The sequence below is a fragment of the Pseudomonas sp. LBUM1645 genome, from assembly GCF_059716185.1.
Map to the genome: position 1 here is coordinate 6,757,739 of NZ_CP166811.1, position 18,149 is coordinate 6,775,887.

The window sequence follows — 18,149 nt, forward strand, 5'->3', positions numbered from 1 at the left end:
TCAAACAGCGAAAATTTTGCCCGGGTTCATGATGCCGTTCGGATCGAACACCGCTTTGACAGCTTTCATGTACTCGATCTCAACCGGCGAGCGGCTGTAGGTCAAGTAATCACGCTTGGTCATGCCCACGCCGTGTTCGGCGGAAATCGAGCCGTTGTACTTCTCGACGGTTTCGAACACCCACTTGTTGACGGTCGCGCACTTGGCGAAGAACTCGTCCTTGCTCAGGTTTTCCGGCTTGAGGATGTTCAAGTGCAAGTTGCCGTCGCCGATGTGGCCGAACCAGACGATTTCGAAATCCGGGTAGTGTTCGCCGACGATCGCGTCGATTTCCTTCAGGAACGCCGGGACTTTCGACACAGTGACCGAAATGTCGTTCTTGTACGGCGTCCAGTGGGAAATGGTTTCGGAGATGTATTCGCGTAGCTTCCACAGGTTCTGCAGCTGGGTTTCGCTCTGGCTCATCACGCCGTCAAGCACCCAACCCTGCTCAACGCAGTGCTCAAAGGTTTCCAGGGCGTGGTTGGCCACTTCTTCGGTGGTCGCTTCGAATTCCAGCAGCGCGTAGAACGGGCAATCTGTTTCGAATGGCGCGGGTACGTCGCCCCGGCCCATGACCTTGGCCAAGGCTTTGTCGGAGAAAAATTCGAACGCGGTCAGGTCGAGCTTGCTCTGGAACGCGTGCAATACCGGCATGATCGAGTCGAAATCGGTAGTGCCGAGGACCATTGCAGTAAGGTTTTTCGGGGCACGGTCCAGACGCATGGTGGCTTCGACCACGAAACCGAGGGTGCCTTCAGCGCCGATGAACAGCTGACGCAGGTCGTAACCGGTGGCGTTCTTGATCAGGTCTTTGTTCAGTTCCAGCAAATCGCCTTTGCCGGTGACGACTTTCATGCCGGCCACCCAGTTACGGGTCATGCCGTAGCGAATCACCTTGATCCCGCCGGCATTGGTGCCGATATTGCCGCCAATCTGGCTCGAACCTGCCGAAGCGAAGTCCACCGGGTAGTACAGGCCTTTTTCTTCAGCGACGTTCTGCAGGTGTTCGGTGACCACGCCCGGCTGGCAGACCGCGGTGCGGTCGGTCATGTTCACGTCGAGGATCTGGTTCATGTAGTCGAAGGACACAACGACTTCGCCATTGGCGGCCACGGCAGCGGCGGACAGCCCGGTGCGACCGCCGGACGGTACCAGCGCAATGTTGTGCTCATTGGCCCAACGGACAATGGCCTGGACCTGCTCGGTGGTCTTGGGGAACACGATGGCGGTCGGGGCCGGGGCGAAATGCTTGGTCCAATCCTTACCGTAAGCATTCAGGGAGTCGGCATCGGTCAGCACCTTGCCAGGCTCAACCAGGGTCTTCAGCTCTTCAATCAGGGCAGGATTGGTCATCGACAGAACTCTCGAACAATTCATGGTCATCCTGAGAACGCTTCACGTCGCAGGAATGAGTGTTTAGCGGGGTGCATATGCTAGCATACCGACCCCGCAGCATAGTGCCCAACGGCCTTCTGCGGCGACGGCATTCTTGCCGTCCGGGTCAGCGTCTGCTGGCTTCCTGCCATTTTTCTCCGGGATACAGGTTTACGCAGATGAGCAAGACTTCTCTCGATAAGAGCAAGATCAAGTTCCTTCTTCTCGAAGGCGTCCACCAATCGGCTGTCGACGTCCTCAAGTCGGCGGGCTACACCAGCATCGAGTACCTCACAGGTTCTCTGCCGGAAGCCCAGCTGAAGGAAAAGATCGCTGATGCGCACTTCATCGGCATTCGCTCCCGCACTCAACTGACCGAAGAGATCTTCGATCACGCGAAGAAACTGGTCGCTGTCGGCTGTTTCTGCATCGGCACCAACCAGGTTGACCTTAATGCTGCCCGCGAACGCGGCATCGCAGTGTTCAACGCTCCGTACTCCAACACTCGCTCCGTTGCCGAGCTGGTGCTGGCCGAAGCGATCCTGTTGCTGCGCGGCATCCCTGAGAAGAACGCTTCCTGCCACCGTGGTGGCTGGATCAAGAGCGCAGCCAACTCCTTCGAAATCCGTGGCAAGAAGCTCGGCATCGTCGGTTACGGCTCGATCGGTACTCAACTGTCGGTTCTGGCTGAAGGCCTGGGCATGCAGGTGTACTTCTACGACACCGTGACCAAGCTGCCATTGGGCAACGCGACTCAGGTCGGTAACCTGACCGAACTGCTGGGCATGTCCGACATCGTCACCCTGCACGTTCCGGAAACCGCTGCGACCCAGTGGATGATCGGCGAGAAGGAAATCCGCGCCATCAAGAAGGGCGGCATCCTGATCAACGCCGCTCGCGGCACTGTAGTTGAACTGCAAGCGCTGGCGGACGCGATCAAGGACAAGCACCTGATCGGCGCGGCCATCGACGTCTTCCCGGTGGAGCCTCGCTCCAACGACGAAGAGTTCGAAAGCCCGCTGCGTGGCCTGGACAACGTGATCCTGACCCCGCACATCGGCGGTTCCACCGCTGAAGCGCAAGCCAACATCGGCCTGGAAGTGGCTGAGAAGCTGGTCAAGTACAGCGACAACGGTACGTCGGTGTCCTCGGTCAACTTCCCGGAAGTGGCCCTGCCGGCTCACCCTGGCAAGCACCGCCTGCTGCACATCCACGAAAACATTCCGGGTGTGATGAGCGAGATCAACAAGGTCTTCGCCGAAAACGGTATCAACATTTCCGGTCAGTTCCTGCAGACCAACGAGAAAGTCGGCTACGTCGTGATCGACGTCGACGCCGAGTACTCGGAAATGGCGCAAGAGAAGCTGCAGCACATCAACGGCACCATTCGTTGCCGCGTGTTGTTCTGATAGTGACTTGAGTGACAAAAAAGGAGACCTTCGGGTCTCCTTTTTCATGGGCGCGACTGATGTTACTTAACGTTGATGGTGATTTTCTCCGACACGATCGGCGGATCGAAGGCCATATGGTTCATGTCGCCCAACTCCAACTGCAAGGTGTGCTTGCCAGGTGTCAGCGTCAGCTCGGTTTCTGTCTGCGCCTTGCCGAAATGAACGTGATTGGCATCTGCCGGGATGACTACCCCTGCTGCAACTACATCCTTGGCATCGACCAGCAAATGGTGGTGGCCAGTATTCTTGGTGGTATCGCCCGCTGGCGCCAACGCAACGTTATCAACAGCGAATTTGATTTTGAAAGTTTGCGGAACAGTCCCACCATCTTTAGGAGAAACGATGGACACTTCAGCACCCTTGGGTGCCGGCGTAGCCGCACTGGCCAGCACCGAAACGCCCATCAACAGGCCAGCCAATGCTGCTCGTGACATAAAGGTTTTCATTCTCTTCTCCAGTTTTTTCGTAAAATCCGTGTGGCCATGACAACTTCACGGCCATTCGTTGTCGAAGGCACTCGACAACCATAGCAAAGCGAGCCTGAATCAGAGCATCGCGATAATGAATTCAAAGGAGTGACCATGCGTTTTTTGCCTGGCCTGATCTGCCTGCTACCCCTTTTGAGCCCTTTGGCTCATGCCGAACTGATTGACGATGTAAACGACCGTGGCGAATTGCGTATTGCCCTTGAGGCTAATACACCGCCCTTCAATTTCAAGGAAGACGGCAAACTCACCGGGTTCGAAGTCGAATTGGGGCAACTGCTGGCCAACGAACTGGATGTGCGGGCCGACTTCGTCGTTACCGATTCCAGCGATCTGTTGCAAGGCGTTGAAACCGGCAAGTACGACGTCGCCATCAACCACATAGCAGTGACCCCGGAGCTCAAGGATCGTTTCGACTTCAGCGAACCTTACATTCACACCAACGCGCAATTGATCGCGCAGAAGGAAGAAGAACCGCGCTCGATGCTGCTGGTGCAGTCGCTGACTGAAGAAAAGCCAAAAGTCAGCTCGCCGGTTAGCCTGGCGATTCCGTTTCAGAAAGGTAACCCGGCGTTTCATGCCAGCCTGGAGAACGCGCTACAGCGGATCAAGGCGGATGGGCGATTGGAGGCACTGGAACAGAAGTGGTTGGGGGCGGATACGAGTGTGGCGCCCAAGCCTTAGACGTTGTCGGTCTCTGGGGCCACCCCTCACCCTAACCCTCTCCCCAAGGGGTAGAGGGGACTGACCGAGGTGTCAGACGCTATCCATCGACCTGAAAGATGGAGTCGATTATGGATTCAACACAAAGACTTTCAAGTCGCAAAATTTCTACAGATCCCTATGATCAGTCCCCTCGCCCCTTGGGGAGAGGGTTAGGGTGAGGGGATGGATTCTGGATCAGCCCAAAGCCCCCAAAGCCACCGCCGCCTCAACCAACTCCAGTTCACTGAAGACTTGAACGCCATTGCGCCTGAGCAACGCCGCAGTAACCCCCTCGCCACTGACCTTCACCCCTCTAAACGTCCCGTCATACGTCAGCAAATTCCCGCAAGACGGACTGTTGGCCTTGAGCACGGCAATGCGGATGCCGTGCTTTTGCACCAGTTCCAACGCCTGATAAGCCCCCGAGAGAAACTCGGCGCTGACGTCCTCGCCCTCGGTGGTGATCACTGAGGCATGGCCATCAAGCACTTCACCACCCTGCCCGCCCGGAATCTCGGCCGCTGCCCGTGGCGTCGGCAACCCGCCGGCAACCTCCGGACACAACGGCACCACCCGACCCTCATCAAGCCACTGTTGAAGCTGATCGAACGGCCCGCTCGCCCCGCCGTCATAACGTACTCGGTGGCCCAGAAGACAGCGGCTTACCAGAATTTTTTGCATGATCAGAACGGCTCGTTGCCACGCCGCCGGAACCAGCCGGTCAACGACAGGCGATCCCGGGTCGCGGGCAGGACTTCGTGGGGCACTTCACCCGACAGGAACACCACCAGGCATCCACCTGTGGGCACCACATCATGTTCGACGCTTTCATCCAGGTACATGCGCAACTGGCCGCCGTGCTCGGGCAGCCAGGCGTCATTGAGATAGACCACCGCCGACACCATGCGCCGGTCGTCGTCGCGGAAACGGTCGACATGCTTGAGGTAGAACGCGCCGGGCGGGTACAGCGCGAAATGGCTTTCGAAATCTTCCAGGCCCAGAAACAAACCGCGATTCATCGCCTCGCGCAGGCTGTCCATCAAATCCAGATAGCTGTCGCACGCCAACGCCTGGCCGGGCTCGATCCACTGGATATGGTCGCCGCGAATCCCCTCGCGAATCTCGGATGTCGACCCTCGACCCACGGCGGCCGGGGCCAATTCGCCCTCGGCAGCACGTTTACGGCACTCAGCCGCCAGTTCCCGGGTCAGACCCAGAGGAAGGAAAATATTCTGCTGCGACCAGCCGTGTTCGGCCAGGTCGTCGACGATACGTAACAGCAGCGGGTGATCAGAGGGTATTCGCATGCCGCGCATAGTATTCCTGTGCCTGAAAATCCGACAGAGCCGCGCAGCGGCTTGATACGAATTCTCGACAAGGACGAATGCCACACGGAGAATAGTCGCCTGCTGACAGGAGTCCCTATGCGCCGTTTGCTTTTTTCACTGTTGATGTTCTGTGTATTGCCCGCTTGGGCAGACGGCCACGACCAGTTGTACAAGGTCGCCGGTTGGCCAGAACAACGCGCGCATTTCAACGACGCTCTCTCGGCCGCTCAGCAGCGGTACCAGAACAGCCTGCCGCCGGCAGTGTTCCAGGCGCTGGTGAATAACAGTAATCAGCGCTTTGCCCCCCAGGCCGTGGACCAGCGCGCCGAAGCGCAATTGCGCAAGACCCTCGCCGACCCGAAACCCGCGCTGACGTTCTTTCAGTCCCCCTTGGGCAAGAAAATCGTGGCCGCCGAATTGCTCGCGACCCGTCGCGATCAGCTGGCAAAAAACGCCAAGGGTCTGCCCAAGATCCAGGCCAGCGACAGCCGCATGCTGATCATCGGCCATCTGGCCCAGGCCCTGCCTGCTCGCGAGGCTGGCGCGGAAGTCAGCCTGGCGATTGCCGGTGTCGCGGCTGACAGCCTCAGCTCGATGATTCCCGGCCTGCTCGGCGGTGGTCAGGCTCAAGGCATGTTGAACGGTCAGCGTCAGCGCTTGATGGACCAGATCGGCAACGACCTGAACAACACGCTGTTGTATGTCTATCGCGACCTGTCGGATGAAGAACTGGAAGAGTTCGCGACCTTCGCCGAGTCCACCGAGGGCAAGGCTTATTACCAGGCTGCATTGGCGGCGATTCGCGCGGGACTGGCGGTGGGGCAGGATACGCCGAGCCTCACCCAGTAATCTTCGGTGCCTGATAAATCGCTATCGCGAGCAAGCTCGCTCCCACAGGAGAATGCATTCCAATGTGGGAGCGAGCTTGCTCGCGATGAGGCCATGACAGACGCTAAAGATTCCGCCCCTTGATCCGCTTCGTCAAAAACCCGAAATACTCCCGCCGCAACGCCAGCGTCTCATTCGCCAGGTGATGCCGAGCCTCAGGCAACATCAGCACCTGCGGCCGATCGAACTTGCCCCGCAACACTTCAAGGTTATGCTCCCAATCCACGGTCATGTCTGCTTGCCCCTGCACAATCAGCGGCCGCCGCATGCTGTACGGTGCGGCTTCGATGCGTTTGATCCAGCGCGCCAGCGCACCGACCCAGGCGGTCGGTAAACGGAGCGGCTGCAACGGATCGGCTTGCAGGAAGGGCAGAAAATCCGGGTCGTTGGAGTTCTCGCTGAAGCGCCGGGCGATGGCTTTGACGAAAGGCTTGAGCAGGTAATAGCTGAGTTGCGACCAGCCCCAGGCCCGCGGCCTTACCAACGGCGACAACAGAATGACCTGGCCCTGGGCCGGACTGCTGGCGCCCTGATTGAGTACATGATCGATCACGATCGCACCGCCAGTGCTTTGCCCGCACAGGTGCCACGGCTGCGGCAGATCGAGGGATCGCGCTTCGGTGAACAACCCTTGCAGCGTGTCCTGATACTCGGTGAAATCCTTGATGCTGGCCCGTTCGCCACTCGACAGCCCGTGCCCCGGCAGGTCGCAGGCAATCACCGCAAAATTCTGATCCAGCGCCCATTCGATCACATGCCGGTAAAGCCCGGTGTGATCGTAAAAACCGTGGAACAAAAACAGCGTCGCCTTCGCCGGCTCGGGCCACCAGACCTGGCTGACCACTTCATAACCATCGACCGCGAAACGTCCAAGGCCACTGCGCACGTTACGCCCCGCAAAATCCAGCCCGTAGAAACGCTGGTAAGCCAGCGCTTCCACCGACAGCGGCTGCCCGTCGGCCAGCGGCCGCAGGCTGGCACGCAGATGATCGGAGTCGAAAGTGGCAGACATGAGCAATTCCAGAACGCGAAACGGACTTTATGGGCCTGCGATATTCATCTGTTGGGGCAAGCATGGCAAGCTAGCGCACCTTCGAGGACTGAAATCCATGCGCTCGCCCTACCGCGCCACACTGCTTGCCAGCCTGCTCGCCCTCGTGTGTGCCGGCGTGCTGTGGGCTGCCTACGACTGGTTTCAGGGCCGCTACCTGCGAGCGTTCAGCGAGCACACCGCGGTGTTCTCCGGCGACCCGCTGCGCCTGCCCGACAACCTCGCGGGCCCCGGCGCCATCCGTCTCGTGCACTTCTGGGACCCGGCCTGCCCGTGCAATGTCGGTAACCAACAACACCTGAGCGAACTGGTTGAGCATTATGTACCGCAAGGCGTGGAGTTTTATGCGGTACAAAAGCCAGGCAGCCACGGTCAGTTACCGAGCACTTTGAGCAGCCTGAAAACTATCGCCGTTCTGCCAGGCTCCGAACAGATCCCCGCCAGCCCGGCCGTGGCGATCTGGGATCGCAGTGGCAAACTGGCGTATTTCGGCCCGTACAGCGAAGGCCTGACCTGCAATTCGAATAACAGCTTTATCGAACCGATTCTGCAAGCGTTGAACGAAGGCCGCGCGGTGAATGCCACGCACACACTGGCCGTGGGTTGTTACTGCCCGTGGCCTGTCGACGCAGCGAAGTAAGGCTGACAGGAGACGCGAATCCCTCCTAAGTGCGATGGCCATGGCGGCAAGCCGTGTTAAACAGTGGCGCCAGGGAACTGCTGCCACTGATAACAACAAGGAATCACCATGAAACGTAGCCTGACCGTCCTCGCCCTGCTGATTGTTGCGCTTGCCGCAGGTGCAGGTTGGTACGTCTACAGCAAGCAGCCGACACGCCAGGGCATGGTGGAGCTGCAACACCTGCAAGGTTCGGTCACCGTGCGCTACGACGAGCGCGGCATCCCGCACATCCGCGCTGAAAACGAAACCGACCTGTACCGCGCCCTCGGGTACGTGCACGCCCAGGACCGGCTGTTTCAGATGGAAGCCCTGCGTCGCCTCGCCCGCGGTGAGCTGGCCGAGGTACTGGGCCCGAAACTGCTCGACACCGACAAGCTGATGCGCAGCCTGCGCATTCGCGAACGCGCCGACACCTACCTGGCGAACATGGACAAACAGTCGCCGGCCTTTATCGCCATGCAAGCCTATCTGGATGGCATCAACCAGTATCAGGACAGCCATCCAAAACCTGCGGAGTTTGATGTACTGGGCATCCCCAAACGCCCATTCACCGCACAGGACACCATCAGTATTGCCGGTTACATGGCCTACAGTTTTGCCGCAGCGTTCCGCACCGAACCGTTGCTGACCTACGTGCGCGATCAACTGGGCGCCAACTACCTGAACGTCTTCGATCTCGACTGGCAGCCCAAGGGCGTGCTGGCGAAAAACCGCAGCGGTGCCATGCCACCCCTCGCCAGTACCGACTGGAAAGACCTCAACGCCCTCGCCCGTCTCAGCGAACAGGCACTGGCCGACAACGGCTTGCCGCAGTTCGAGGGAAGTAACGCCTGGGCTGTCTCCGGCAGTCGGACCAAAAGCGGCAAACCGCTGTTGGCCGGCGACCCGCATATCCGTTTTTCCGCGCCGTCGGTGTGGTATGAAGCGCAGCTCTCAGCACCGGGTTTCGAGCTCTATGGCCACTACCAGGCATTGATGCCGTTCGCCTCTCTCGGGATGAACCGCGACTTCGGCTGGAGCATCACCATGTTCCAGAACGACGACCTGGACCTGATCGCCGAAAAGGTCAACCCGGACAACCCCAATCAGGTCTGGTATCGCGGTAAGTGGGTGGACATGGTGACCAGCGAACAGCAGATCGCGGTCAAGGGTCAGGCACCGGTGACACTGGTGCTGCGCCAGTCGCCGCACGGTCCAATCGTCAACGATGCGCTGGGCAGCGGCGTCGGCAAAACGCCGATCGCCATGTGGTGGGGTTTTCTCGAAAGCCAGAATCCGATCCTTGAGGGCTTCTACCAGCTCAACCGCGCCGACACCCTGGCCAAGGCGCGCAGTGCCTCCGCAAAGATCCAGGCGCCGGGCCTGAACATCGTCTGGGCCAACGCCAAGGGCGACATCGGCTGGTGGGCAGCGGCGCAACTGCCAAAACGTCCGGCGGGTGTGCGTCCGGGGTTCATCCTCGATGGCAGCACCGCCGACGCGGACAAGGAAGGTTTTTACCCGTTCAGCGCCAACCCACAGGAAGAGAACCCGGCACGCGGTTACATCGTTTCGGCCAACTTCCAGCCGGTGTCGCCGACCGGCATGGAAATTCCCGGTTACTACAACCTGGCCGATCGAGGTCAGCAGCTCAATCGCCAGCTCAGCGACAAAACCATCAAGTGGGATCTGGACGCCAGCCAGAAGCTGCAACTGGGTACCACCACCGCTTACGGCCCGCGCTTGCTCGCGCCGTTGTTGCCCGTACTGCGTGACGTGGTGAGCGATCCCGCCGAGCTCAAACTGGTTGAGCAACTGGCCCAATGGAAAGGTGACTACCCGCTCGATTCCACCAGCGCCACGCTGTTCAACCAGTTCCTGTTCAACCTGGCTGACGCAACGATGCACGATGAACTGGGCAATGACTTCTTCGAGACTTTGCTGTCGACCCGGGTGATTGATTCCGCACTGCCTCGCCTGGCCGCGACTGCCGATTCACCGTGGTGGGACAACCGCAATACCCTCGGCAAGGAAACCCGCGCCGACACGGTCAAGGTTGCGTGGCAGGCGAGCATCGCTCACCTCAAGACCACCCTCGGCGGCGATTTCGCGCAATGGCAGTGGGGCAAGGCGCACACGCTGACCCATGGCCATCCGCTGGGGCAGCAAAAGCCGCTGGACCGTATCTTCAATGTCGGCCCGTTCGCGGCACCCGGCACTCACGAAGTACCGAACAACCTTTCGGCCAAAATCGGCCCGGCACCGTGGCCAGTAACTTACGGTCCGTCGACCCGCCGCTTGATCGACTTCGCCGACCCGACCCACAGCCTGACCGTCAACCCGGTTGGCCAGAGTGGCGTACCGTTCGACAGCCACTATGACGACCAGGCTGAGGCGTATATCGAAGGGATCTACTACCAGGCGCATCTCAACGACGAAGAAGTCACGGCTAATACGCGCAGTACGTTGAAGCTATTGCCGGCGCGGGCGGCGCAATAGATTTTCGTTGTTCGGGCTGACGCCATCGCGAGCAAGCTCGCTCCCACAGTAAAATGCATTCCAATGTGGGAGCGAGCTTGCTCGCGATGAGGTCCTGACAGACAACAACAATGTCTGCTCAAACCATCGCAGCAAAGTTCAGCCTGAACTGCTGCGGCGTCACGCCCAGCCTGCGGTTGAACACACTGCGCATGTGCTGGGCATCGCGAAATCCGCACTGATAAGCCACGGTCTTCAGCGGCGATTGGGTGCTTTCAAGCAGCACCCGCGCCGCATCCACCCTGGCCCGTTCAACGAATTCCGCCGGGGTGATTTTCGCCTCTTTGGCAAACACCCGCGAAAAGTTGCGGGCGCTCATGTTGGCGGCGTTGGCCAGGTCAGCAATCGCCAGGTCGCCCGTCAAATTCGCCAACACGTAGAGCTGCACCAACGCCACGGCAGAAGTGGGTTCGGCGTGTGGCGTGAGGAATGGGCTGAACTGTGACTGCCCACCCGAGCGCTGAGTGAACACCACCAGTCGCTTTGCCACACTCAGCGCTACTTCCGGCCCGTGATCCCTGGCCAGCAAGTACAGCGACAGATCAATCCCCGCCGTGACACCCGCCGAGGTGTAGAGCTCACCGTCCTCCACGTAAAGTCGATCCGCCTCGACCTGAGTCGACGGGCACAACTGCGCCAGCGCCGCGGCGTCGCCCCAGTGGGTGGTGACCGTTCGCCCTTCCAGCAATCCGGCCCGGGCGAGCATGAACGCGCCGTTGCAGATCGAGCCAAAGCGTTGCGCCCGCGCGCAGGCATCACGCAGCCAGGCATCGAATGCCCCACCGAAATCCATGAACGGCAACTGCGGCCCACCGGCCACCAGCAGCAAGTCATAGGCCTCCAGCGCTTCGCTGAAATGCCGATGGGCATTGAGTGACAAACCGTTGGAACACGCCATCACCCCGCGCTCGACGCCGATCACCTCCAGGCGATAGTGATCTGGCGGCTCGAGGAAACGATTGGCTTCGCAAAACACATCCATGGGACCGGTGACGTCCAGGGACTGAACGCCTGAGAACACCACGATGGCAACGGTTTTACTCATGGCAAGATTCGCCTTCCAGGTATTGAAATGAAAGTCGGCCATCACACGATCTGTAGCAGCTGCCGAGCCTGCGAGGCTGCGTTCGGCTGCGCAGCAGTCGTGAAATCAGGTACTGCGGTCTTTCAGGTGAATCGCGTGCGCAGGGTTTACGACTGCTGCGCAGCCGGACGCAGCCTCGCGGGCTCGGCAGCTGCTACAGGACGTGCGTGTGTCCCGGATTCAAACTTAGCCAATCCGCGCGTAACAAGCGAGGTTGGCTCGATATGCATGCTCATTGGCCGGGATCGCAGCCATGGATCGATTGTCCGGTTTCGGGTGCACGGACAGACTGAACCCATCAGCGCCGCCACGGCGTTCCCCACGAGGAAAGCACCATGAGCAGCACCATCGCCGGTATCAAAATCCCCGACAGCGCGTTGGCCAAGGCCACCACGGAATACATTCGCGACGTCGAATCAGACCTGCTGTATCACCACTCGCGTCGCGTGTTTCTGTTCGGCGCATTAAGCGGTGAACGCAAGCAACTGACCTACAACCCCGAACTGTTGTACGTCGGCGCGATGTTCCATGACTTGGGTCTGGTGGAAGGTCATCGCACTGACGACGAGCGCTTCGAAGTCGATAGCGCCAACGCTGCCAAAGCGTTCCTCAAGCCCTACGGCTTGTCCGACGATGATATCGAGCAAGTGTGGCTATCGATTGCCCTGCACACCACACCGGGCGTGCCGCAACACCTGCGGCCTAACGTAGCGCTGGTGACTGCTGGCGTTGAAATGGATGTGTTGGGTATCGATTACGCGGCGTTCCCCAGCGCGCAACGCGAAGAAGTGGTGCATGCCCACCCGCGTGGCGAAGGGTTCAAGGAATGCATTCTGTGTGCGTTCGCTAACGGCTTCAAACACAAGCCGGATACTACGTTCGGCACTGTGAACGCGGATGTGCTGGTCGACAGCGAGCCAGGCTTCAAGCCGATGAACTTCGTCGAGATCATCCGCAAATCACCTTGGGTTTCCTGACCCACAAAATCAAAAGATCGCAGCCTGCGGCAGCTCCTACAGGAAAACGTATTCCCATGTAGGAGCTGCCGCAGGCTGCGATCTTTTGCTGTTAAGCCGCTTCCGGCGCCTGCTGGGCGCGACGTACGTCCGGTTGTTTCCAGGAGTCGGCAGCGCCTTCTTCGATCGCTTGCTGAATCGCACGTTTGCGACTTTCTTCGGCACGGCGACTGAAGAACCAGACCAGGAACGTCATCAGCGATACCGCCAGCAGAATCAGACTGGCCACGGCGTTGATCTCGGGTTTCACGCCCAGACGCACCGCCGAGAACACTTCCATCGGCAGAGTCGTGGAACCCGGGCCGGACACGAAGCTCGCCAACACCAGGTCATCCAGCGACAGGGCAAACGACATCATGCCGCCAGCCCCCAACGATGGCGCGATCATCGGGATGGTGATCAGGAAGAACACCTTCCACGGCCGCGCACCAAGGTCCATGGCCGCTTCTTCGATGGACAGGTCCAGCTCACGCAAGCGCGCCGAGACCACCACCGCCACATACGCCGCACAGAACGTGGTGTGGGCGATCCAGATGGTGATGATGCCGCGTTCCTGTGGCCAGCCAATCATCTGCGCCATCGCCACAAACAGCAGCAACAGCGACAGACCGGTGATCACTTCGGGCATCACCAGCGGCGCGGTGACCAGGCCACCGAACAGCGTACGACCCTTGAAGTGGGTGATGCGGGTCAGCACGAATGCCGCCAACGTACCCAGCGCCACCGCCGCCACCGCCGTGTAGCAGGCGATTTCCAGCGAGCGCACCACCGAGCCCATCAGTTGGGTGTTGTCCATCAAGCCGACGTACCACTTGATCGACCAGCCGCCCCACACCGTCACCAGTTTCGAGGCGTTGAACGAGTAGATCACCAGGATCAGCATTGGCGCGTAGATGAACAGCAAGCCCGCAATCAGCATGAAACTCGAGAAACGGAAGCGCTTCATTCTTTACCCTCCATTTCTTTGGCCTGACTGCGGTTGAACAGGATGATAGGCACAATCAGGATCGCCAGCATCACCACCGCCAGGGCGGACGCCACCGGCCAGTCACGGTTGTTGAAGAACTCTTGCCAGAGCACTTTACCGATCATCAGGGTTTCCGGACCGCCGAGCAGTTCCGGGATCACGAACTCGCCCACCACCGGAATGAACACCAGCATGCAGCCCGCGACGATGCCGTTCTTGGACAGCGGAATGGTGATCTTCCAGAAGCTGTTGAAGGTGCTCGAACCCAGATCGGACGCGGCTTCCAGCAGGCTGTTGTCGTGCTTCACCAGGTTGGCGTAGAGCGGCAGGATCATGAACGGCAGGTACGAATAAACGACGCCGATGTACACAGCGAGGTTGGTGTTGAGGATCTGCAGCGGTTCGTCGATCCAACCCATGGTCATCAGGAAACCATTGAGCAGGCCGTTGTTGCTGAGGATGCCCATCCACGCATAAACGCGGATCAGGATCGCGGTCCAGGTTGGCATCATGATCAGCAGCACGAGTACCGTTTGCATCTCTTTGCGGGCACTGGCAATGGCGTAGGCCATCGGGTAGCCGATCAGCAAACAGAGGACGGTGCTGATGAGCGCCATCTTCAACGAGCCGAGGTAGGCGGCGATGTACAACTCGTCGCCGGCCAGCATCGCGTAGTTGCTCAGGTTAAGCAGCAACTGCACCTTTTGGTCGAGGTAGCTGTAGATCTCGGTGTACGGCGGAATGGCCACGTCGGCTTCGGCGAAGCTGATCTTCAAGACGATGAAGAACGGCAACATGAAGAACAGGAACAGCCAGATGAACGGAACCCCGATGACCAACTGGCGGCCACCGGGAATTATTCGATTGAGGCGGCGTTTGAATTTGCGCATGTTCATGAGCGAAGTACCACGCCGCTGTCGTCTTCCCAATACACGTAAACCTGGTCACCCCAGGTTGGCCGCTGACCGCGGCGCTCGGCGTTGGCGACGAACGACTGGACGATCTTGCCGCTCGGCAGTTCGACGTAGAACACCGAATGGCCGCCGAGGTAGGCGATGTCGTGCACCTTGCCGCTGGACCAGTTGTATTCGCAGGTCGGCATGGTCGGCGTCACCAGCAGTTTTTCCGGACGGATCGCGTAAGTCACGGACTTGTCCTGCACCGACGTGCTGATCCCGTGGCCCACGTAAATCTGGCGGTCCAGGTCCTTACAGGTGATGGTCGCGTGGCCTTCAGCGTCGTCGATCACTTCACCGTCGAAGATGTTGACGTTGCCGATGAACTCGCAGACCAGCCGGCTGGTCGGGGTTTCGTAGATGTCGATCGGGCTGCCGATCTGGGCGATCCAGCCCAGGTGCATGATCGCGATGCGCTCGGCCATGGTCATGGCCTCTTCCTGGTCGTGGGTCACCATGACGCAGGTTACGCCGACCCGCTCGATGATCTCGACCAGCTCAAGCTGCATTTGCGAACGCAGCTTCTTGTCCAGAGCACCCATCGGTTCGTCGAGCAGCAACAGCTTCGGTCGCTTGGCCAGGGAACGCGCCAGGGCCACACGCTGACGCTGGCCACCGGACAACTGATGCGGCTTGCGCTTGGCGTATTGCGTCATCTGAACCAGCTTGAGCATGTCCGCGACACGGGCATCGACTTCAGCTGCGGGGATTTTGTCCTGCTTGAGGCCGAAGGCGATGTTCTGCGCCACGGTCATGTGCGGGAACAAGGCGTAGGACTGGAACATCATGTTGATCGGCCGCTCGTACGGCGGCATGTCAGTGATGTCTACGCCATCGAGGAAAATGCGCCCCTCCGTGGGCCGTTCGAAGCCTGCGAGCATGCGCAGCAATGTGGATTTGCCCGATCCCGAACCGCCGAGCAGGGCGAAAATCTCGCCTTTCTTGATTTCCAGGGACACATCGTCCACGGCAATCGTCTCGTCGAACTTCTTCGTGACCCGGTCGATTTTGACCAACACCTGTTTAGGTGATTGGTCGCCCTCGAGGGCTTTCTTATAGGCGCCGGAGGCAACTGCCATTTACGAAACTCCCAACAAAATTTGCAGTCCGCCCGAGGCGGGCGAACCTTGGATAGTTTGAGCCTTGTAGCTATTTACCCGACTTGACCTTGGTCCAGCTGCGGGTCATCAAACGTTGAATGTTTGGTGGTAACTCGATCGACACGTAGGTCTTGTCGAGGACTGCTTGCGGTGGATAAACCGACTCGTCGGTGCGGATGGACTGCTCCATCAATTTGTCCGAGCCAGGGTTGGGGTTCGCATAGCCAACAGAATCACTGACCTGTGCGATCACCTCGGGTTTCAACAAATAGTTGATGAAGGCGTGGGCCTCCTTGACGTTGGCTGCATCCTTGGGGATCGCCAGCATGTCGAACCAGAGCGCGCCGCCCTCTTTCGGAATCGAGTAGGCGATGTTCATGCCTTTGCCGGCTTCAGCCGCGCGGGCCTTGGCCTGGAACATGTCACCGGAGAAACCGATCGCGATGCAGATGTCGCCGTTGGCAAGATCCGCGATGTACTTGGAGGAGTGGAAGTACGTCACGTAAGGGCGCACCGCCAACAACTTGGCTTCGGCCTTTTTGTAGTCTTCGGGGTTGGTGCTGTTGGCGTTGAGGCCCATGTAGTTGAGGACGGTGGGCATCATTTCATCAGCGGAATCGAGGAACGCCACGCCGCAGCTGTGCAGCTTCTTGATGTTCTCCGGTTCGAACACCACATCCCAGGAATCGATCTTGTCGAGGCCCAGTACAGCCTTGATCTTGTCGACGTTGTAACCGATGCCGTTAGTGCCCCACAGATACGGCACGGCGTACTGGTTACCCGGATCGTTTTGCTCCAGGCGCTTGAGCAGCACCGGGTCGAGGTTGGCATAGTTGGTGAGCTTGGACTTGTCGAGTTTCTGGAAAGCGCCCGCCTTGATCTGCTTGCCAAGGAAGTGGTTGGACGGCACGACCACGTCATAACCGGTACGCCCGGCCAGCAACTTGCCTTCCAGGGTTTCGTTGGAATCGAAAACGTCATAAACCGGTTTGATGCCGGTCTCTTTCTGGAAGTCGGCCAGAGTCGTCGAACCGATGTAGTCCGACCAGTTATAAATATGCACAGTGCCAGCGGCCTGGACACTAACGGCAAGCGTCAGTCCGGCGCCGACCAGCAGTGCATTGCGCAACAAAGAAAAAATAGGCACGTGGAGGTCCTCTAAAATTAGTTGGGCCCAAGTTGCCCCGCGTTACATGACAGCCATGGCTGCCTGGCAACAAAACCGGCGCGCAACTTACCCTCGAAAAACCGTTCCAGCAAACTTTATGAAGATCTGTAGCAGCTGCCGCAGGCTGCGTTCAACTGCGGAGCTGTTGTGCTGTTGAAAAGCGGAGGTCCTTCGGACCTCAACGCAGCCTTCGGCAGCTGCTACAGGGTTTTACTTACTTACCGGATTTGATCTTGGTCCAACTGCGAGTCAGGATCCGCTGGGTCGCGGCCGGCAAGTCGGCAATCGCGTACAGCTTGGCCAGCACGTCCGCTGGCGGGTAGATACCTGGGTCGCTGGTGATTTCTTTATCGACCAATGCGGTGGCTGCCGCGTTACCGTTCGGGAAGCGTACGGCGTTGGTGATTTCAGCCATGATTTCCGGCTTCTGCAGGAAGGTCATGAACTTGTAGGCGCCTTCGACGTTTTCGGCATCTTTAGGGATGGCGACCATGTCGTAGAAGCTGCCGGCACCTTCTTTCGGAATGTTGTAGCTGACTTTCACCTTGTCACCGGCTTCAGCCGCACGGGACTTAGCCTGGTAGATATCACCCGAGTAACCCACGGCGACGCAGATGTTGCCGTTAGCCAGGTCGGAGATGTACTTGGACGAGTGGAAGTAGCCCACCGAAGGACGAATCTTCAGGAACAGTGCTTCGGCTTCGGCCAGTTGTTTTTTGTCCTGGCTGTCGGTTGGATAGCCCAGGTAGTGCAACGCCACCGGAATCATCTCGGTTGGCGAATCGAGGAAACTGATACCGCACGACTTCAACTTCGCGGCGTTTTCAGGTTTGAACAGCAGGTCCCAGGAATTGGTCGGTGCATCGGCACCCAGTGCAGCCTTGACCTTCTCGGCGTTGAAGCCGATGCCGATCGAGCCCCACATGTACGGGAAAGCGTGTTCGTTGCCCGGGTCGCTTACCGATACTGCTTTAAGCAGGTCAGTGTTCAGGTTCTTCCAGTTAGGCAGCTTGGACTTGTCGAGCTTCTGGTAAACGCCAGCCTTGATCTGCTTGGCCAGGAAGTTGTTCGACGGCACGACGATGTCGTAGCCGGACTTGCCTGCCAGCAACTTGGCTTCCAGGGTTTCGTTACTGTCGAATACGTCGTAAACAACCTTGATCCCCGACTCGGCTTCGAACTTCTTGACGGTATCCGGTGCGATGTAATCGGACCAGTTGTACACGTGAAGAACCTTGTCGTCCGCCTGAACTGCGCCCGCCATCACGCCCATCAGGGACATGGCGAGGAGGGTCTTGCCAGCTATCTTCATACCTAATGCCTTCATGGGTAATG

General features: G+C 59.0%; 17 protein-coding genes. 6 read left to right on the top strand and 11 right to left on the bottom strand.

The window, feature by feature from the left end; translation table 11 throughout:
- Window positions 1-1,395, bottom strand: a complete 1,395-nt coding sequence (locus ACA079_RS30830) for a D-2-hydroxyglutarate dehydrogenase (RefSeq protein WP_150659043.1) — start codon at window positions 1,393-1,395, stop codon at window positions 1-3.
- Window positions 1,396-1,595: 200 nt separating this feature from the next.
- Between ACA079_RS30830 and serA the strand changes: the two genes are divergently transcribed.
- Window positions 1,596-2,825 (top strand): phosphoglycerate dehydrogenase, encoded by a 1,230-nt coding sequence (serA, locus tag ACA079_RS30835; RefSeq protein WP_129440240.1) that lies wholly within the window; start codon window positions 1,596-1,598, stop codon window positions 2,823-2,825.
- Window positions 2,826-2,887: 62 nt separating this feature from the next.
- Here serA and ACA079_RS30840 read toward each other — a convergent pair whose 3' ends face one another.
- Window positions 2,888-3,313, bottom strand: coding sequence for a DUF4399 domain-containing protein (locus ACA079_RS30840; protein WP_497701986.1), 426 nt, complete (start codon window positions 3,311-3,313; stop codon window positions 2,888-2,890).
- A gap of 135 nt (window positions 3,314-3,448) precedes the next feature.
- Between ACA079_RS30840 and ACA079_RS30845 the strand changes: the two genes are divergently transcribed.
- Window positions 3,449-4,036, top strand: a complete 588-nt coding sequence (locus ACA079_RS30845; protein WP_497701987.1) for a transporter substrate-binding domain-containing protein — start codon at window positions 3,449-3,451, stop codon at window positions 4,034-4,036.
- Between the two features lie 216 nt (window positions 4,037-4,252).
- On the opposite strand, the gene ACA079_RS30850 is transcribed toward ACA079_RS30845, so the two are convergent.
- Together ACA079_RS30850 and ACA079_RS30855 are read right to left on the bottom strand one after the other, a co-directional pair.
- Window positions 4,253-4,738 (bottom strand): 2-thiouracil desulfurase family protein, encoded by a 486-nt coding sequence (locus ACA079_RS30850; RefSeq protein WP_497701988.1) that lies wholly within the window; start codon window positions 4,736-4,738, stop codon window positions 4,253-4,255.
- A 2-nt stretch (window positions 4,739-4,740) separates the two neighbouring features.
- Complete coding sequence (locus ACA079_RS30855; protein WP_497701989.1) at window positions 4,741-5,373, bottom strand: 2OG-Fe(II) oxygenase; 633 nt, start codon at window positions 5,371-5,373, stop codon at window positions 4,741-4,743.
- Between the two features lie 108 nt (window positions 5,374-5,481).
- Between ACA079_RS30855 and ACA079_RS30860 the strand changes: the two genes are divergently transcribed.
- Window positions 5,482-6,234, top strand: a complete 753-nt coding sequence (locus tag ACA079_RS30860) for a DUF2059 domain-containing protein (protein WP_201184836.1) — start codon at window positions 5,482-5,484, stop codon at window positions 6,232-6,234.
- Between the two features lie 103 nt (window positions 6,235-6,337).
- On the opposite strand, the gene bipL is transcribed toward ACA079_RS30860, so the two are convergent.
- Entirely contained in the window at window positions 6,338-7,285 is a 948-nt protein-coding gene (gene bipL / locus ACA079_RS30865; RefSeq protein WP_497701990.1) for a phospholipase BipL, read from the bottom strand.
- Window positions 7,286-7,382: 97 nt separating this feature from the next.
- Here bipL and ACA079_RS30870 point away from each other — a divergent pair, with 97 nt between their 5' ends.
- Both ACA079_RS30870 and ACA079_RS30875 read left to right on the top strand, forming a co-directional pair.
- A complete protein-coding gene (locus ACA079_RS30870; protein WP_497701991.1) occupies window positions 7,383-7,964 on the top strand; it encodes a DUF6436 domain-containing protein in 582 nt (193 codons plus the stop codon).
- 108 nt (window positions 7,965-8,072) lie between these two features.
- Window positions 8,073-10,484, top strand: coding sequence for a penicillin acylase family protein (locus ACA079_RS30875; protein ID WP_497701992.1), 2,412 nt, complete (start codon window positions 8,073-8,075; stop codon window positions 10,482-10,484).
- Between the two features lie 118 nt (window positions 10,485-10,602).
- Here the strand turns inward: ACA079_RS30875 and ACA079_RS30880 are convergent, their stop codons facing one another.
- A complete protein-coding gene (locus ACA079_RS30880) occupies window positions 10,603-11,568 on the bottom strand; it encodes a GlxA family transcriptional regulator (RefSeq protein ID WP_497701993.1) in 966 nt (321 codons plus the stop codon).
- Between the two features lie 374 nt (window positions 11,569-11,942).
- On the opposite strand from ACA079_RS30880, the gene ACA079_RS30885 reads away from it, so the two are divergent.
- Window positions 11,943-12,584 carry an HD domain-containing protein gene (locus ACA079_RS30885; RefSeq protein WP_497701994.1) on the top strand — a complete coding sequence of 214 codons (642 nt, stop codon included), beginning with the start codon at window positions 11,943-11,945 and terminating at the stop codon, window positions 12,582-12,584.
- Between the two features lie 91 nt (window positions 12,585-12,675).
- Here ACA079_RS30885 and ACA079_RS30890 read toward each other — a convergent pair whose 3' ends face one another.
- From ACA079_RS30890 to ACA079_RS30910, 5 genes are all read right to left on the bottom strand, one after another.
- Window positions 12,676-13,569 carry an ABC transporter permease subunit gene (locus ACA079_RS30890; RefSeq protein WP_415772102.1) on the bottom strand — a complete coding sequence of 298 codons (894 nt, stop codon included), beginning with the start codon at window positions 13,567-13,569 and terminating at the stop codon, window positions 12,676-12,678.
- Window positions 13,566-14,486, bottom strand: a complete 921-nt coding sequence (locus tag ACA079_RS30895) for an ABC transporter permease subunit (RefSeq protein WP_046053747.1) — start codon at window positions 14,484-14,486, stop codon at window positions 13,566-13,568. Before ACA079_RS30895 ends, ACA079_RS30890 begins: the two co-directional genes overlap by 4 nt.
- On the bottom strand, window positions 14,483-15,625 hold the full coding sequence (locus ACA079_RS30900; RefSeq protein ID WP_008150457.1) for an ABC transporter ATP-binding protein: 1,143 nt from the start codon (window positions 15,623-15,625) through the stop codon (window positions 14,483-14,485). The genes ACA079_RS30895 and ACA079_RS30900 overlap by 4 nt, the downstream gene beginning before the upstream one ends.
- Before the next feature lie 70 nt (window positions 15,626-15,695).
- The gene (locus tag ACA079_RS30905; protein ID WP_497701995.1) at window positions 15,696-16,793 is read right to left on the bottom strand and encodes a polyamine ABC transporter substrate-binding protein; all 1,098 of its coding nucleotides are present in this window, start codon (window positions 16,791-16,793) and stop codon (window positions 15,696-15,698) included.
- A 235-nt stretch (window positions 16,794-17,028) separates the two neighbouring features.
- The gene (locus ACA079_RS30910; protein ID WP_497704400.1) at window positions 17,029-18,126 is read right to left on the bottom strand and encodes a polyamine ABC transporter substrate-binding protein; all 1,098 of its coding nucleotides are present in this window, start codon (window positions 18,124-18,126) and stop codon (window positions 17,029-17,031) included.
- Between the last annotated feature and the right edge of the window lie 23 nt (window positions 18,127-18,149).

What these genes read in the sequence shown, in the direction of transcription:
- ACA079_RS30895 (WP_046053747.1), bottom strand. Translation starts at nt 14,486, where the DNA reads ATGAACATGCGCAAATTCAAACGCCGCCTCAATCGAATAATTCCCGGT.
- ACA079_RS30850 (WP_497701988.1), bottom strand. Translation starts at nt 4,738, where the DNA reads ATGCAAAAAATTCTGGTAAGCCGCTGTCTTCTGGGCCACCGAGTACGT.
- ACA079_RS30870 (WP_497701991.1), top strand. Translation starts at nt 7,383, where the DNA reads ATGCGCTCGCCCTACCGCGCCACACTGCTTGCCAGCCTGCTCGCCCTC.
- ACA079_RS30900 (WP_008150457.1), bottom strand. Translation starts at nt 15,625, where the DNA reads ATGGCAGTTGCCTCCGGCGCCTATAAGAAAGCCCTCGAGGGCGACCAA.
- ACA079_RS30840 (WP_497701986.1), bottom strand. Translation starts at nt 3,313, where the DNA reads ATGAAAACCTTTATGTCACGAGCAGCATTGGCTGGCCTGTTGATGGGC.
- ACA079_RS30830 (WP_150659043.1), bottom strand. Translation starts at nt 1,395, where the DNA reads ATGACCAATCCTGCCCTGATTGAAGAGCTGAAGACCCTGGTTGAGCCT.
- ACA079_RS30885 (WP_497701994.1), top strand. Translation starts at nt 11,943, where the DNA reads ATGAGCAGCACCATCGCCGGTATCAAAATCCCCGACAGCGCGTTGGCC.
- ACA079_RS30860 (WP_201184836.1), top strand. Translation starts at nt 5,482, where the DNA reads ATGCGCCGTTTGCTTTTTTCACTGTTGATGTTCTGTGTATTGCCCGCT.
- bipL (WP_497701990.1), bottom strand. Translation starts at nt 7,285, where the DNA reads ATGTCTGCCACTTTCGACTCCGATCATCTGCGTGCCAGCCTGCGGCCG.
- ACA079_RS30880 (WP_497701993.1), bottom strand. Translation starts at nt 11,568, where the DNA reads ATGAGTAAAACCGTTGCCATCGTGGTGTTCTCAGGCGTTCAGTCCCTG.
- serA (WP_129440240.1), top strand. Translation starts at nt 1,596, where the DNA reads ATGAGCAAGACTTCTCTCGATAAGAGCAAGATCAAGTTCCTTCTTCTC.
- ACA079_RS30875 (WP_497701992.1), top strand. Translation starts at nt 8,073, where the DNA reads ATGAAACGTAGCCTGACCGTCCTCGCCCTGCTGATTGTTGCGCTTGCC.
- ACA079_RS30890 (WP_415772102.1), bottom strand. Translation starts at nt 13,569, where the DNA reads ATGAAGCGCTTCCGTTTCTCGAGTTTCATGCTGATTGCGGGCTTGCTG.
- ACA079_RS30855 (WP_497701989.1), bottom strand. Translation starts at nt 5,373, where the DNA reads ATGCGCGGCATGCGAATACCCTCTGATCACCCGCTGCTGTTACGTATC.
- ACA079_RS30910 (WP_497704400.1), bottom strand. Translation starts at nt 18,126, where the DNA reads ATGAAGATAGCTGGCAAGACCCTCCTCGCCATGTCCCTGATGGGCGTG.
- ACA079_RS30845 (WP_497701987.1), top strand. Translation starts at nt 3,449, where the DNA reads ATGCGTTTTTTGCCTGGCCTGATCTGCCTGCTACCCCTTTTGAGCCCT.